This window comes from Syntrophaceae bacterium (genome assembly GCA_013177825.1).
Classification (GTDB): Bacteria; Desulfobacterota; Syntrophia; order Syntrophales; family PHBD01; genus PHBD01.
Map to the genome: position 1 here is coordinate 26,204 of JABLXX010000005.1, position 16,354 is coordinate 42,557.

The following is a 16,354-nucleotide window of genomic DNA, read 5'->3' on the forward strand; positions in this document are numbered from 1 at the left end:
AAAAACTCCAGTGAAGAGCCCGGGAGGGGGTCGTCCGTCCTCCGTGCACGGGAACGGGCCGGAGACGAAGCCGCTTACGGAAAAGCGGTTCGGCGGTCCCGGCAGGATCTCCATTTTGTTTCATCGAAGAAGGGGATAAACGGGATGGCGTCCATGACAGGGTTCAGGGAGAAGACGGCCGTTTTGCTCATCGCACCGGAAACGGGCCGGCTGCCCGATGAAATGGGCCCCCTGGCCCGATATGTCTCGGGCAAGAGCGGCGGCATGGGCGAGGTCATCACCGCGCTGTGCGAAGGCCTGACCCGACGGGGGGTCGAGTGCCACCTGGCCACCCTGAACCTCAAGAAGCGCTTCCAGCGGGAATGCGCCCTGGACGAAGACTCCTGGCAGCAGGTCCGCCACAGCGTCGACCCCGACCGGATCCACCTGATCAGCTCCTCCATTTTCGCCCACCTCCCGGGCGCCTACGCCGGCAACCCCCTGCACACCGCCGCGGAATTCCAGCGGCAGATCGTGAACAGCGTCATCAAGGACGTGCGGGCCAGGAACAGGGGGCGGCTCATCGTCCACAGCCACGACTGGATGGCCGGGGGCGTGATCACCGCCTATGCCAGGTTCAGGGGAATCCCCGTCCTGCACACGATCCACAACGTCCACACGGGGAAACTCCCCCTGGAGATGCTCGCCGGGGTGGAGATGGACCGGCTGGTTCCCTATCTCTATTTCCTGAACGAAAACGGCTCCTGCATCATCGACTGCCAGGCCACTGCCGTCAAAAACGCCTGGCTGGTCAGCTTCGTGGGGCACCGCTTTCTCCGGGAGGTGGTGGACGATCACTTTATGGACCAGTCCATCGTGACGCCCAGCCTCCGCCGGGAAATCAAGGAGAAGTACCGCCACGGATCCGCCCTGACCATCCTCAATGCCCCTTCTCCCCGCATCTATCCGGAGACCTGCGAACACCTCCCCCGCCGGTTCGGTCCCGACGACGACGTTCTGGCGGCGAAGCGGGAGTGCCTCGTGGAGTTCCAGAAGCGGACGGGGCTGACCGTCCATCCGGAGGCGATCCTTCTCTACTGGCCGTCAAGGCTGGACCCGGTCCAGAAAGGCGTCCACCTCCTGGAGGACATTGCCCACCGGTTCGTCATCGAGCATGGCGACGTCCAGATCGCCATCATCGGGGAGGGCGTGGGCCACGACCGGACGCACGAGGAAATCTGCGGCCGGATCGCCTGGTCATCGGGAGGAAAGATCGCCTACCACCGCTTCGACGAGCCGCTCTCCATGCTCGGTTTTGCGGCGGCCAGCGACGTATTCGGGGCCTCCCTCTTCGAGCCCTGCGGCCAGATCGACCAGATCGGGAACCTGTACGGCGCAACGGCGACGAACCGCGACACGGGCGGTTATCACGACAAGATCCGTGAACTGGCCCTGAAAGCGGACGGGGCTCCTGAGGATTCCGGAAACGGCTTCCTTTTCCGGGATTACGACTCCGGCGGACTCTGGTACGGCCTGCGGCGGTCCGTGGAGTTCCACCGGCGGCCCGCCGACGTCCGGGAGCCCCAGATCAGGAGGATCATGAGGGAAACCAGGAAATTGCACAGTCTCGACCGGATGATCGAGGACTACATCCGTATCTACGAGCGCCTCATCGGCGGGGTTCCTCTGGCCGAGACGACGGGAAGTACGTAAAGGGGCGGAAACATGAAAAAGGGGAACCGGTCCGATCCTTCAGAGAGGGGCAGGGAACTGCCTTCCCGGGGGAGGCAGGTTCCAGGCCCGGCGCCTGAACCGCCGCAGAGAGAAAAAGCTTACACCGACTGGACGGAGAAGGACATCCCCTATCTCTATGAGAATCTCCGTTTGCACCAGGTCGAACTGGAGATGCGGAACGAGGAGTTGCGGCAGTCGCAGGCCGAAATGGAGGAGTTGCGAAAACAGTACACCGACCTCTACGAGTTAGCCCCGGTCGGTTATCTTACCCTGGACCGGCGAGGAACGATCCTCCGGGCAAACCGGACGGCGGCACACCTGCTCGGAATGGAGCGGAGCCGGCTGGAGGGCGCGCACATTCGCGCGTTCATCGCGGAAGCCGACCGTACCCCCTTCGGCATCTTCCTGGAAAGGGTTTTTGCGGACCTGGAAATACAATCCTTCGAAACGAGGCTGCAAACGCCGCCCCACCGAACGCTGAACGTCCACATCGAGGCCAGGCGGTCCGGAAACGATGACGAGGAATGCCTCGCGGTGCTGACGGACATTACCGGACAGTAGCGGGCGGAGGCGTTGCCCCGGGATATAAATGTGCGGCCTGCAGGAGGGGAAAAGAAGCCGCGCATCCGGCACAAGGCGCGGTTCTGCCCGGTCCCTTTTTTCCGCAGCGCCCTCAGTATCGGTAGTGGTCCGGCTTGAAGGGACCGCTCACCGGCACCCCCAGGTAGCTCGCCTGCTCCTTCGTCAGCTTCGTCAGTTTCACCCCGAGGCGCCCCAGGTGCAGCCGGGCCACCTCCTCGTCGAGCTTCTTCGGCAGCGTGTAGACCCCCACGGGCAGTTTTCGCCTGGCCAAGGCGATCTGTGCGAGGCACTGGTTCGTGAAGCTGTTGCTCATGACGAAGCTGGGATGGCCCGTGGCGCAGCCCAGGTTCACCAGCCGCCCCTCCGCCAGAATGAGGATGGAGCGGCCCGACAGGAGCGTCCACTTGTCCACCTGGGGCTTGATGGTCTCCCGGCGGATCCCCTTCGTCGTCTCCAGGTACCGCACCTCGATCTCGCTGTCGAAGTGGCCGATGTTGCAGACGATGGCCTCGTTTTTCATCTTCTCCATGTGCCGGCCGGTGATGACGTTGCAGCAGCCCGTGGCGGTAACGAAGACGTCGCCGATTCCGACCACGTCTTCCAGCGTCTTGACTTCGTAGCCTTCCATGGCGGCCTGAAGCGCGCAGATCGGATCGACCTCGGTGACGATGACCCGTGCGCCGAAGCCCCGCATGGACTGGGCGGACCCCTTCCCCACGTCGCCGTAGCCGCAGACCACCACGACCTTGCCCGCCACCATCACGTCGGTGGCCCGCTTGATGCCGTCCGCCAGGGATTCGCGGCAGCCGTATAGATTGTCGAACTTGGACTTGGTGACGGAATCGTTCACGTTGATGGCCGGAAAGAGCAGTTCCCCCGCCTTCTGCATGGCGTAAAGCCGGTGGACACCCGTGGTGGTCTCCTCGGAGACGCCGCGGATGCCTGCAGCAATCTTCTGCCAGCGCGACCGGTTCTTCTTGAGACTGCGGCCCAGGCGGTCGAGAATGATGGCGAATTCCTTGTTGTCACAAGGCTTATCGAGAATCGAAGGATCTTTTTCCACCATCACCCCCTGGTGGATGAAGAGGGTCGCGTCGCCGCCGTCGTCCACGATCAGGTCGGGCCCCGAACCATCCGGCCATGTGAGGGCCTGTTCCGTGCACCACCAGTAATCCTCCAGGCTCTCGCCCTTCCAGGCGAAGACCGCCGCCGAGCCGGCCTTGGCGATGGCCGCCGCGGCGTGGTCCTGGGTGGAGAAGATGTTGCAGGAGGCCCAGCGCAGGTCCGCGCCCAGGATTTTCAAAGTTTCGATCAGCATGGCCGTCTGGATGGTCATGTGCAGGCTGCCCATGATCTTCAGCCCCTCCAGGGGCTTCCGGGGACCGTACTTCTTCCGGACGGCCATCAGCCCGGGCATCTCGTTCTCCGCCAGGTCCATTTCCTTGCGTCCCCAGTCCGCCTGGGACAGGTCCGCCACCTTGAAGGGAAGGGCCGGATCAATCTTCTGATATTTCATGGTTCACTCCTTGAGGATTTTCATTTCGCCGTACCGGAGATGGGAACAGATTGAAATCTGTCCCCGTGCCGTTCCGTCAACGTTCACCCGACTGCGCCGGAGCGCTTCCCCTGTCCGGGGGCGCCACAATACCACCCGAGACGATCAGTGTAAAGGCCTGTTCCACCGTCATCTCCAGCGGCACGAGGTCCCGTTCCGGCACGAGGAGGATGTAGCCCGAGGTTGGATTCGGCGCGGTGGGCATGAAGACGCTGACGGTATCCCCGGTCCGCTCGCGGAGTTCGCCCATGGAGTGGCCCGTGACGAATCCGATCGCGTACGTCCCGGCCCGGGGAAATTCCACCAGGACCACTTTCCGGTACCCATGCCCCTTGTCCTTGATCAGGCTGTCGGAGACCTGTTTGCTCGCCCGATAGACGCCGCGGACAAAGGGAATCTTTTGGAGAATCCGTTCTCCCGTCCGGACGAGCCGGTGGCCCAGGTAGCTCCGGGTGACAAGGCCGCAGAGGAAAACGAAGACGGCCGTGGAGATGATCCCGAGCCCGGGTACGTGGACGCCCAGCAGCGTGTCCGGATGGAAGCGCTGGGGGACGACCGAGAGAAGGCCGTCCATCATGCGCACCAGGAACACGAGGATGTAAATCGTCACTCCAACGGGTACGACCACCGCCAGGCCCGTCAGGAATACCTGCTGGATTTTTTTCTTCACGAGCAGCCTCCCGGCCCGATTCTGTGAACCGCCGCCATAGCAGAAGGATCCCGGCGTTTCAAGCGTTTCCCCCCTTTTCACCGTACCCGGGGCGAGACCCGCCGGCGGCCCGACGGCCCGCCCCGGCAAATCCGCAGACCGGATTCCCTGAAAAGCCGTCCGGGAGCAGCCTGGACGCGAAACTTCCGTTCAAACCACGCGCCGGGGCAGCTTGTGGGCATGCATGATGGTGGCGGCGATCTCCTCGATGGACATGCTGGTGATGTTGAGGAACGGGATGTCCTCGGAAATGAAGAAGGACTCGCACATGGCGATCTCCAGCCGGCACTGGCCGAGGGACGCGTACCGGCTTCCCGGCCTGCGCTCCGAGCGGATCTTGTGGAGCCGCTCCGGGTTGATGGTGAGGCCGAAGATCTTCTTCTTGTAGGGCGAAATCAGGCTGTAGATCCGCTTGTCCTTCTGGGTGAAGTCCTCTTCCGTGACGGGATAATTGGCGGCGTAGATTCCGAACTGGAGCCCCAGGTAGATGCACGTGGGGGTCTTCCCGGTCCGGGACACGCCCACGAGAATGACGTCGGCCTCCTCGAAGTTCTTGGTCGAGATGCCGTCATCGTGGCCCAGGGCGTAGTTCACCGCGTCGATCCGGACGCTGTACTGGGTGTCGCTCACCATGCCGTGGTAGCGGCCCACGGTGTGGGAGGACTGGGTCTTCAGCTCGCTCTCCAGGAGGGGCAGAAACGTCCCGATGAAATCGAAGAAAACACCGGAGCTGGCCGTCAGCGCGTCTCGGATCCGGGGGTTGATGAGGGTGCTGAAGACCAGGGGTCGGATTCCCTTGCGCTTGGCCGCCGAGTCGATCTGTCGGACGGCTTCGGAGGCCTTCTCCAGCGTGTCGATGAACGGCAGGGTCACCGGATCGAAAGGGATGTGCTCGAACTGGGTCAGGAGGCTCTGGCCCAGCGTCTCCGCGGTGATGGCGGTGCTGTCGGAAACGAAGAAAACGGTGCGGCGGCGGCCCATGCATCCCTCCGGTAACGTTTGGTAGCCCTGAATAACACGAATGGATCGCCCCGTCCAAGGCGAAAAGGCGCGCATTCCCCCGCACGGACGGCGGGGAGCGGATTTCCCCTTGAATTCCGATTTTCTGTGGTATAGAAGTTCCGTTCCTCCACAGCGGGGAACAGGCAAGGAACGAAGCATGGAAACGAAACGCCTCCAGGAAGAGATCCGGCGGCTCCTCAAGGAGCGGGAAGCCATTCTCCTGGCCCATTACTACCAGCGCGACGAGGTCCAGGAGATTGCCGACATCGTCGGCGATTCCCTGGCCTTGAGCATCGAGGCGGCCAAGACCGCGGCCCGGGTTATCGTCTTCGCCGGGGTCCATTTCATGGCCGAGAGCGCCGCCATCCTGAGCCCACAGAAGACGGTCCTGCTCCCCCGGCTCGACGCCGGCTGCCCCCTGGCGGACACGGTGACCCCGGAGGCCCTCCGGGAAGCCCGGAAGGCGCATCCCCGGGCCGCCGTGGTGACCTACATCAACTCCTCCGCCGCCGTGAAGGCCCTCTCCGACATCTGCTGCACCTCCGCCAATGCCGTCCGGGTGGTCCAGTCCGTCCGGTCGGACGAGATCCTGTTCGTCCCCGACGGCAACCTGGCCCGCTACACCGCCCGATTCACGGATAAGAAGATCATTCCCTGGGGAGGGGCCTGCCCGGTCCACGACGAGATCGATGCCGGTGCCGTGGCCCGGCTGAAAGAGGCCCATCCGTCGGCGCCGCTGGCGGCCCACCCGGAATGCCCCCGGGCCGTTCTGGACCTGGCCGATTTCGTCGGCAGCACCGCGGGAATCCTCCGCTTCGTCCGGGAATCGAAAGCGGATGCGTTCCTGATCGGAACGGAACAGGGGATTTTCCACCGCCTGCGGATGGAAAACCCCGGGAAGACCTTCCTTCTCGCCTCCCCCAGGCTCCTTTGCGAAACCATGAAAGTCACCACCCTGGAGGACGTCCGGTCCTCCCTCACGGAAAACAGACACGTCATCCGGGTGCCCGAAGAGACCGCCGCGGCGGCCCGCCGGGCCCTGGAGAGAATGACGGCCCTGTCCTGACGGATCCCTGCCCATGCGCAAGATCATCGACCTGAAACCCCGGGAGGATCCCGCCTTCCTGGAACTGCTGGCACATATCGGGGAAAGTCGCCGGGAGATCTCCCTCGCGGGGCTCCAGGGGGCGGCCCGTGCCCTCGTCCTGGCCCGCCTCCGCCCTCACCTGGACGGGGCGCTGCTCGTCCTGACGCCGACGGACCAGGAAGCCCTTTCTTTTCGCCAGGACCTCGCCTTTTTCCTGGGCGACGGCTCCGTGGTCCATTTCCCGCCCTGGGACATCCGATCCATCGATCCGATCTCTCCCCAGAGGACCCTGGAGCGGACCCGTCTTGCCGTCCTGGGTCGCCTCCTGGAGGAAGAGGCCGTCGTGGTCGTGGCTTCCCTGGCGGCAGCCCTCCAGCGGACGCTGCCGAAGGAGATGCTTCTTTCCTGGCGCCAGACGCTGTCGATGGGCGATTTCATCGACCGGGACGGACTGGCCGTCAAACTCTTGGAGGGAGGGTACGAAGCCGTCTCCCTGGTGGAAGAGCCCGGACAGTTCAGCATCCGGGGCCATGTGGTGGACGTCTTCCCGCCCGTCCGGGAGCAGCCGTACCGTCTGGAGCTGTTCGGTGACGAGATCGAGGGAATCCGCGAGTTCGATCCCGTAAGCCAGCGCTCCCTCCGGGAGGTGGTGTCGTTCCCGATCGTTCCGGCGAGGGAGATCCTCGTCACCGGGCAGGGACGGAAACGGGCGGAGCGAAACGTCCGGCAGCGGGCCCTCGCGCTGGACCTCCCCCGGTCCACCCGGGACCGTCTCCTGGAGGCCGTCTCCGGAGGCGCCGTCCATTCCCTTCATCCCCTCTACCTGCCCCTGTTCTATGCCGCGCCGGAGGATCCGGCGGACGGTCCTCCGCCCGGGAGCCTGCTGGAATTTCTGCCGCCGGCGGCCCCGGTCGTCCTGGACGACCCGCCGGCCATCGATCGCGCGCAGGAAGACCTGGAGAATGCCGTCGACCGCACCCTCGGAAAGGCCCGCCAGGAAGAGCGGTTCTTTCTGGAGCGAAGCGCGTTCCTTCTGTCTCCCGAAGAATGCCGGCAGCGCATCGGAGCCCGGCGGAGGATCCGCCTGGAAAGCCTTCTTCTGGGTGCCGGGGAAGGCTCGCCTGCGGCAGCCGTTTCGTTCTCTACGGCGCCGTCTCCGGTCATGCACCGCGTGGCACCGGTTTCCCGGGACAACGAAGGCCGTTTCGGGGAACTGGCCGGCCGGATCCGCGACGACCTGGCGGCGGGTGAACAGGTCCTTCTCCTGGCCAGCGGTCCGGAGGAACGGGAACGGATGGCCTCTTTCCTCCAGGCGGCCCGACTTCCCTTCCGGATCCCCGGGGAGCGGCTTCCCGAGGAGATGGACCGACCCCGTGCAGGCGGCGACCTGCTCCTGGCGGAAGGTCGAATCAGCGCCGGGTTTTCCTGGAAGGCCCGCCGGCTGGTCGTCCTGACCGATGAGGACCTCTTCGGCAAGAAGATCCCGCGGCGCCCGCGGCGGCTACCCCGGGAGGGGTTCTTCCTGAAGTCCTTCGGCGACTTGGCGGAGGGCGACCTGGTGGTCCACAAGGAATTCGGAATCGGCCGCTACCAGGGCCTGCGAAGGCTCGCCTTCTCCGGCATCGAGAACGATTTTCTCCTGGTGGAATACGCCGAGGGGGACAAGCTCTACCTTCCGGTGGACCGCCTGGACCAGCTCCAGCGCTACATCGGTCCCGACGGCGAGAGTCCCCGGATCGACCGCCTCGGCGGGACCTCCTGGGAGTCCACCAAGGAACGGGTCCAGAAATCCATCCGCGACATGGCGGAGGAGCTGGTCGCCGTATACGCGGCCCGGGAGATCCTGGAGCGGAAGACCTTCTCTCCCCCCCGGGGACTCGACGAGGAATTCGCCGCCTCCTTCGAATACGAGGAGACACCGGACCAGGCGCGGGCCATCGAGGACATTCATGCCGACATGAGCCTGGCGAAGCCCATGGACCGGCTCGTCTGCGGCGACGCCGGTTTCGGCAAGACGGAGGTGGCCCTGCGGGCCTCCTTCCGGTGCGTCATGGACGGACGGCAGGTGGCGGTCCTCACGCCCACCACCATCCTGGCAGAGCAGCATTACAAGACGTTCCTCCGGCGCTTCGAGCCCTACCCGGTGCGCATCGAGACCCTCAACCGGATGAAGACGAAGGCGGAGCAGCAGAAGATCGCGGAGGACCTCCGCCGGGGCGCCGTGGACATCGTCATCGGCACCCACCGCCTGCTCCAGAAGGACGTCGCCTTCCGGGACCTGGGGCTCGTGATCATCGACGAAGAGCAGCGCTTCGGCGTCGTCCACAAGGAGCGCCTGAAAAAGCTCCGGACGCTGGTGGACGTCCTGACCCTGACGGCAACGCCCATTCCCCGGACCCTGCACCTTTCCCTGGTGGGCATCCGCGACCTCTCGGTCATCCACACGCCTCCGGAGGACCGTGTGCCCGTGAAGACCTACGTCCTGGAATTCGACGAGGAGGTCATCCGGGACGCCATCCGGCAGGAGCTGCAAAGGGGCGGCCAGGTCTTCTTCCTCCACGACCGGGTCCGCTCCATCCACAACGTGGCCGGGCTGGTGGAGCAGCTCGTGCCGGAGGCCAGGATTTCCGTCATCCACGGCCGGATGAAGCCCCGGGAGATCGAGGACGTCATGGTGCGCTTCCTCCGGCAGGAGACCGACGTCCTGGTCTGCACGACCATCATCGGCTCCGGCGTCGACATCCCCACGGCCAACACGATCCTCGTCAACCGTGCGGACCGGTTCGGCCTGGCCCAGCTTTACCAGATCCGGGGCCGGGTGGGCCGAGCCCGGGAAGAATCCTACGCGTACCTGATGGTCCCCAGGGGGGCGATGCTCTCCCGCGACGCCGTCAAACGCCTCCAGGTCATCCTCGATTTCTCCGAACCGGGCAGCGGATTCAAAATCGCCACCAGCGACCTGGAGATCCGCGGGACCGGCAATCTTCTGGGCTCGTCCCAGTCCGGCCATGTCTCGGCCGTCGGGTACGAGATGTACACGGAGCTCATGGAGCGGGCCATCCGGGAGCTGAAGGGGCAGGAAATGCCGGAGGAGGACATCCGGCCCGAGATCAGCCTGGGCATCGCCGCCTATCTCCCCGCGGAGTACATCGGGGACGAGCACCAGCGGCTCGTCTCCTACAAGCGCATTTCCATGGCCGCCTCGGACGAAGAGCTGCGGGAGATCCGGGAAGGACTGGAGGACTGCTACGGCCCCCTCCCGAAAGAGGCGTCCTCCCTCTTCGAGGCGATCCGGATTCGCAACCGGCTGAAGGAACTGAAGATCCGAAGGTTCGCCTACGACGGGAGGCAGGCATCCCTTACTCTCACCGCCGCGACGCCTGTGGATCCGAAACGAATCCTGTCCCTTTCCCGCGGTCCGTACCGGGGCATCACCCTGGCGCCGGACGGCAGGCTCTCCGTGCCCCTGCCGGACCGCAGGGGAGCCGGCGTCATCGAAGGCGCCCACGAGATCCTGCGGGCCCTGACGGTCTGAAAGGAGGCGGAATCCCTTTGCAGGAACACGCCACGAACCGTTCCGGTCGCTCCAGGCCGCTACGTGCCGGCAGAATCCGCTACGCCGTCAGCCTGCCGGCGGTTTTCCTCCTTCTTGCGTTCCTGTCCTCCTGCGGGGATCCGGCAAAACCGGCCGTCGTGGCCGTCGTGAACGGCGAGGCCGTCGCCTCCGCGGAACTGGCGGACCGGCTGGCATCCGAATCGGCCCGCTGGGGCGGCCCCGCAGCCGTCATGGGCAACCGCGATGCGGTGAAGGACGAAGTCCTCCAGGAACTGATTCAGGAAAAATTGATGCTGCAGCGGGCCCGTGCCCTTTCCCTTTCCATCACGGAGGAAGAGCTCGATCGGGAGGCCGGGTCGCTCGCCGGCGGCGGGCGTCCCGGCACAGGCGTCCCGCCCTCCTGGCGGGATTCGCTGCGCCGTCAGATCCTGATCCGCAAGCTGATCCGGCAGGACCTTTACGAAACCATAACCGTCGCTCCCGGGGAGGCAGAGGCGTATTACCGGAAGAATCGCGACGCCTACCGGATAGAGGATCGCGTCCGGGCCCTGCAGATCGTCCTCCGGGAGCCCCGCCGGATCTCCGCGGTCCGGAATCGATTGAAGAAGGGGGAGGATTTTGGTAAGGTCGCCCGGGAAGAATCGGTCGGACCGGAAGCACCCAAGGGAGGAGACCTGGGATTTTGCGTCCGGGGCTCCCTGCCGGATGCCATCGACCGGGTTGTTTTCACCATCCCGGTGGGGGAAATCAGTCCTCCCATCCGGACCCCTTACGGCTATCACATTGTAAAGGTCCTCCAGCGCGAGGGAGGAAAACCGCCGGACTACCCGGCCGCGCGGGAACAGGTGATCGAAGACCTGAGAAAGGCCAAAGCGGAAGCGGCATACGGCGGCTGGATGGAAACACTCCAGAAATCCGCCAGGGTCGAAATCCGGGCGGAAGTCCTTCGAAAAATCCGTGTTCCCGAGAACCGCCCCGCAACCCCAAAACCGGAGCCGCCCCCCCTCCGGGATACCCCATCTGAACGGAGGTAACCATGAAGAAATTCATCATCCTGATCGTCATGGCCCTGGCAGGGACGTTTCTGCTCCCCGCCTCCGGGTCTTCGGAGATCGTGGACCGCATCGCCGCTGTCGTGAACGGCGAGGTGATCACCCAGTCCGAGTGGAACACCGCCTTTGAAGTCGTCAAGGAACGGATCGACAGGGGGTACAAGGGCCCGAACAAGGATCAGATCCTGGCGGAGGCCCGGAAGGCCACCCTCAACCGGCTCATCAACAGCAAGCTCATCGAGCTGGAATCGAAAAAAACCGGCATGACCGTCAAAGATGAAGAGATCAACGCCGCCATCCGGGACATGATCTCCCGGCAGAAAATCACCCTCGAAGATCTGCGCAAGTCCCTTGCCAGGGAAGGAGCCACGCTTGAGCAGTACAGGGACGACATCCGGGAGACCATGACCCGCCAGCGTCTCATCCGGAGGGAGATCGGAGCCAAGGTATCCGTCAGCGACGAGGAAATCGGAGAATACTACAAGGCGCACCGGGAGGACTATGAGGGCACGGAAGCGGTTCATATCCGCCTGATCCTTCTCCCGATCCCGAAAGACGCCGATCAGGCCGCCCGGGACCGCCTCCGCGAGGAGGCCCGGACGATCCTGCAGCGCATCCGGAACGGCGAGCCCTTCGAGACCATGGCGTACCAGTTCTCGAAGGGACCTGCGCCCGAGCAGGGAGGGGACATCGGTTTCGTGGAGAGGGGCTCCCTGGTCGTCGAGGCGGACCGCGAGGCCTTTCGCCTGAACACAGGCGAAATCAGCGATATCATCGAGGCCCCCACGGGATTCCATATTATCAAGATCGTCAACAAGAGGGGGGCCGGCACGAAGCCCTTCGCCGCCGTCCGTGACGAGATCAGGGCCAAGCTGGAAGACGAGAAAATGAACCGGAAGTACGAGGAATGGATCACGGAACTCCGGAAGGGCGCCCTCATCGAGATTAAATAGGACCATGCAGGTCATTCGCATCAAGGGAGCTTCGCAACACAACCTCCGGCACATCAGCCTGGACATTCCACGGGACAAGCTGGTCGTCATCACCGGGGTGAGCGGATCGGGGAAATCTTCCCTCGCCTTCGACACGATCTATGCCGAGGGACAGCGGCGCTACGTTGAGTCCCTGTCGGCCTACGCCCGCCAGTTCATCGGCCAGATGGACAAGCCCGACGTGGAATCCATCGAGGGACTCTCGCCGGCCATCGCCATCGAGCAGCGCGCCGCCAGCCAGAATCCCCGCTCCACGGTGGGCACCGTGACGGAGATCTACGACTACCTTCGCCTCATCTTCTCCCGCATCGGCATTCCCCATTGTCCCTCCTGTGGCCGGGAGATCCGATCCCAGACCATCGACCGGATGATGGACGCGGTCCTGGCCTGGCCGGAGGGAACACGCCTGACGGTCCTGGCCCCCCTTGCCCGGGGCCGCAAGGGGGAGTTCCAGAAGGAATTCAAGAAACTCCAGAAGGACGGCTTCGTCCGGGTCCGGGTGGACGGCCAGATACACGACCTGGCGGAAGAGATCCCGCTGGAGAAGAACCGCCGCCACGACATCGACGTCGTCGTGGACCGCCTCGTGCTCCGCGAGGGAATCCGCAAACGGCTCCGGGACTCGCTGGAAATCTCCTCCGGCCTTTCCGACGGCCTTGTCCGAATCGTCCCCGCCGGGGAGGAGGAAGTCCTCTTCAGCGAAAAGTACGCCTGTCCGGATTGCAATATCGGCATCCCCGATCTCCAGCCGCGCCTTTTTTCCTTCAATAGCCCCTACGGGGCCTGCCCAGACTGCAGCGGCCTGGGAACCCGGATGTATTTTGACGAGGAGTTGGTGGTTCCCGACCCGGAGCTGTCGCTCAGGGAGGGAGCCATCGCCCCCTGGGCGGGACGCCACTCCCTGTCTTTCCATTCCACGCTGGACGCCCTGGCCCAGCACTACGGCTTCGATATCAACACACCCTTCGTCAAGCTCCCCGTGAAGGTGCGGGAGTCGATCCTCCGGGGATCGGGCCGGGAAAAGATCCGGTTCTGGATGGATCGCGGGGGCCAGCGCTTCTTCTACACCAAGCCTTTCGAGGGCATCCTGAATCAGCTGGACCGGCGGTATCGGGAAACGGCGTCCAACCACGTGCGGATGGACCTGGCGCGCTACATCAGCCTCCGCGACTGCCCGACCTGCGGCGGAACGAGGCTGAAGCCGGAGAGCCTGGCCGTCCGGGTGGGCGGGATGAACATCAACGAGGTGTGTCGCCTCTCCATTCGGGACTGCTACGACTTTTTCCGTACCCTCCCGCTTTCCCACCAGGAAGCGATCATCTCCGAACGGGTGCTCAAGGAGATCCGGGAACGGCTTCTGTTCCTCCTGGACGTGGGTATGGACTACCTCAACCTGGCCCGATCCTCCGGAACGCTGTCCGGTGGTGAGAACCAGCGGATCCGCCTGGCCACGCAGATCGGTTCGGGGTTGATGGGAGTTCTCTACGTTCTCGACGAGCCGACCGTGGGACTGCATCAGCGGGACAACCTGCGCCTCATCGCCACCTTGCAGCGCCTGCGGGACATGGGCAACACCGTCCTGGTGGTTGAGCACGACGCCGACATGATGCTCTCGTCCGACGAGATCATCGACATGGGCCCCGGCGCCGGCCGCGAGGGAGGAAGGATCGTCTTCCAGGGAACGCCCGGGGAGATCCTCCGGTCCGAGGCCTCCCTCACGGGCCGCTATCTCTCCGGATCTCTGTCGATACCGATTCCCCGGAAGCGGAGGCCCGTCCCGGGAAGGTGGATCGTCCTGGAGGGGGCCTGGGAAAATAACCTCAAGGACATCGACATCCGCATTCCCGTGGGCGTCTTCACGGCCGTCACCGGGGTCTCCGGCTCGGGCAAGAGCACCATGGTCATCGAGACCCTCCACAAGACCCTGTCACGGCGCCTTTACCGACGCCAGGGCTCGGCCGTAAAGGTGCGGCGCATCGTCGACCTGGGAGGAATCGAGCGGGTCATCCTGATCAACCAGCAGCCCATCGGCCGGACGCCCCGCTCCAATCCCGTCACCTACACCGGCATCTTCAACCCGATCCGGGATCTCTTCACCGGCCTGCCGGAATCGCGGGTCCGGGGTTACAAGCCCGGCCGCTTCAGCTTCAACGTCCGGGGAGGACGGTGCGAGGCCTGCGAAGGAAACGGGCTGATCAAGATCGAGATGCATTTTCTTCCCGATGTTTACGTAACCTGCGAGACCTGTCGCGGACGGCGGTTCAACGCCGACACGCTGGACATTCGCTACAAGGAACAGAGCATCGCCGACGTGCTGGATATGACGGTGAACCAGGCCATCGACTTCTTCGCCAACATCCCGGCCATCCGCTCGAAGCTCCAGCTTCTGGTGGACGTGGGGCTCGGGTACATCCGCCTCGGCCAGTCGGCCACCACCCTTTCCGGCGGCGAGGCCCAGCGGATCAAGCTCTCCCGAGAACTGGGCAAGCGGCCCGAAAGCAACACGCTGTATATTCTCGACGAGCCTACCATCGGACTTCATTTCGCCGACATCCAAAAGCTCCTCGATGTACTCATGCGTCTCGTCGACATGGGAAACACGGTCGTCGTGATCGAGCACAACCTGGACGTTATCAAATCTGCCGACTACATTCTCGACCTCGGCCCCGAAGGCGGCCCCGGGGGCGGCGAAATCATCGCCGCCGGCAGCCCCGAGGAAGTCGCCCGGATCGGGCACTCCTTCACGGGACAATACCTCAGGAAGATCCTGCAAACCGGCGTCCGGTAAGGTCCGGAGACCACCGTCGGACAAACACCGATAAGTCGTCGTCCTGACTTCTTTCCGCGAATCCATCTCCTTTCCGAAAAGAGATTCGGAGTCTTCCCGATTGTTGCGCCAAGGCCTTTCCCTTATTCTGCCATCGAAAATAAAAAGGAAAGGAAACAAGCCATGACGATGATTCTCCCCGAACGGACCGAGTTCAATCCGCAGAGAGACCTGCTCGGGAGAGTTACCGGGCACGGAGGAAGAAACACCGGCAAGGGAAGGCTGAATCGCCCTGCGGGCACATGTGCCTGAGACCCGAAGGCCGGTTGAATAAAAACGTCCTGGAAAGAGAGACGGGAGGAAAGAGCCATGAAGAAGACGCAAGAGAAGAAAGTGAAAGGTTGGAGGGAGATCACGAAGGGTTGGGTGGACCCGATGGCCACGCCCATGCGCTGGACTCCGTAACGGAAAGAACATCCGGGCGTCCGCCCGGCGATCGGGAAAGAGAGGCCGAACCGAACAGACATGCACGAATTCCCTTCCTCTCTTTCCAAACGGGCGGGGTGGCAACACCCCGTCCGTTGCGGTTGCCGGCGTTTCTATCCGCAATGGCCGCCGGAAGGGAACAAAAGGGACCTCAGAGACGGCCGGGAATGGAACGATTTCAACCCGGGATAACAGAGGAAGAGAACGTTCAGAAATAAGGGGAAACAAAACCGGAACGTAACAAGACGATCAAGAACTCGGCAGAATGGAGGGTTGGAAAGGGTCGGACAAACACCGATACCGCGAAGATCGTTCGTCCTGTTTTTGTGCATTCTCCTATCCGATAGCGTATTCAGACCCTCCCTGATTGCATCAACACGGTCATACCGGTAGAAACTTCCCGTCCTGCAGCCTGCAGCCCGGAAGGAGACACAGGATTCACCCTTCCGGACCATCGTTTCGTGAACACCGCCAGGGCACCTTCTCGCAGGAAAGGATGCCCTGGAACGGACACCGGGTGCGCCTGAGTCCTTCCGCGGTGACCCAGAACCGGCCCACTTACAATCCATCCTCCGCATAATCCGGAAGAGGGGCGGGGTGCTTTACGCCGACGGCGAGTCGGTGACAAGGAGATGTCCCATGAAAAAGGCTGAATGGAATGAAGGATCAGCGGCCCGCAAGGTAGCGGCCGGCAGAAAAGAGGAAGAATTGAAGCTGAAGGTGGTCCGAAAGGCCGGTGCAAAGACAGCGGCCCGGACGGGGCAGGTGAATTTCACTGCCGAAGTTCTTCAGGACGCCATCAAGGGCATTATCAATAACCAGGTCCCGTAATCCCTGCGGGGCTGCACCGATG

The 16,354-nt window shown here is 63.6% G+C and carries 11 protein-coding genes; 8 read left to right on the plus strand and 3 right to left on the minus strand.

Features of this window, described 5'->3' with window-relative positions:
• The first annotated feature begins 153 nt into the window (after positions 1 to 153).
• Together HPY65_11070 and HPY65_11075 are read left to right on the plus strand one after the other, a co-directional pair.
• Complete coding sequence (locus HPY65_11070) at positions 154 to 1,692, plus strand: glycosyltransferase (GenBank protein ID NPU85018.1); 1,539 nt, start codon at positions 154 to 156, stop codon at positions 1,690 to 1,692.
• A gap of 12 nt (positions 1,693 to 1,704) precedes the next feature.
• Positions 1,705 to 2,274, plus strand: a complete 570-nt coding sequence (locus HPY65_11075) for a PAS domain S-box protein (GenBank protein ID NPU85019.1) — start codon at positions 1,705 to 1,707, stop codon at positions 2,272 to 2,274.
• 112 nt (positions 2,275 to 2,386) lie between these two features.
• Here the strand turns inward: HPY65_11075 and HPY65_11080 are convergent, their stop codons facing one another.
• From HPY65_11080 to HPY65_11090, 3 genes are all read right to left on the minus strand, one after another.
• Entirely contained in the window at positions 2,387 to 3,811 is a 1,425-nt protein-coding gene (locus HPY65_11080) for an adenosylhomocysteinase (protein NPU85020.1), read from the minus strand.
• Between the two features lie 76 nt (positions 3,812 to 3,887).
• Positions 3,888 to 4,526, minus strand: coding sequence for a DUF502 domain-containing protein (locus HPY65_11085; protein NPU85021.1), 639 nt, complete (start codon positions 4,524 to 4,526; stop codon positions 3,888 to 3,890).
• Between the two features lie 183 nt (positions 4,527 to 4,709).
• On the minus strand, positions 4,710 to 5,540 hold the full coding sequence (locus tag HPY65_11090) for a kinase/pyrophosphorylase (protein NPU85022.1): 831 nt from the start codon (positions 5,538 to 5,540) through the stop codon (positions 4,710 to 4,712).
• Between the two features lie 178 nt (positions 5,541 to 5,718).
• On the opposite strand from HPY65_11090, the gene nadA reads away from it, so the two are divergent.
• The 6 genes from nadA to HPY65_11120 all read left to right on the plus strand — a co-directional run bounded on the left by nadA (position 5,719) and on the right by HPY65_11120 (position 16,332).
• A complete protein-coding gene (gene nadA / locus HPY65_11095; protein NPU85023.1) occupies positions 5,719 to 6,627 on the plus strand; it encodes a quinolinate synthase NadA in 909 nt (302 codons plus the stop codon).
• Between the two features lie 13 nt (positions 6,628 to 6,640).
• Complete coding sequence (gene mfd, locus HPY65_11100; GenBank protein NPU85024.1) at positions 6,641 to 10,183, plus strand: transcription-repair coupling factor; 3,543 nt, start codon at positions 6,641 to 6,643, stop codon at positions 10,181 to 10,183.
• Positions 10,184 to 10,200: 17 nt separating this feature from the next.
• Positions 10,201 to 11,238, plus strand: coding sequence for a hypothetical protein (locus HPY65_11105; GenBank protein NPU85025.1), 1,038 nt, complete (start codon positions 10,201 to 10,203; stop codon positions 11,236 to 11,238).
• Positions 11,239 to 11,240: 2 nt separating this feature from the next.
• Complete coding sequence (locus HPY65_11110) at positions 11,241 to 12,209, plus strand: hypothetical protein (GenBank protein ID NPU85026.1); 969 nt, start codon at positions 11,241 to 11,243, stop codon at positions 12,207 to 12,209.
• A 4-nt stretch (positions 12,210 to 12,213) separates the two neighbouring features.
• Positions 12,214 to 15,036 (plus strand): excinuclease ABC subunit UvrA, encoded by a 2,823-nt coding sequence (gene uvrA / locus HPY65_11115; protein NPU85027.1) that lies wholly within the window; start codon positions 12,214 to 12,216, stop codon positions 15,034 to 15,036.
• A gap of 1,104 nt (positions 15,037 to 16,140) precedes the next feature.
• A complete protein-coding gene (locus tag HPY65_11120; GenBank protein NPU85028.1) occupies positions 16,141 to 16,332 on the plus strand; it encodes a hypothetical protein in 192 nt (63 codons plus the stop codon).
• The last annotated feature ends 22 nt before the right edge of the window (positions 16,333 to 16,354 follow it).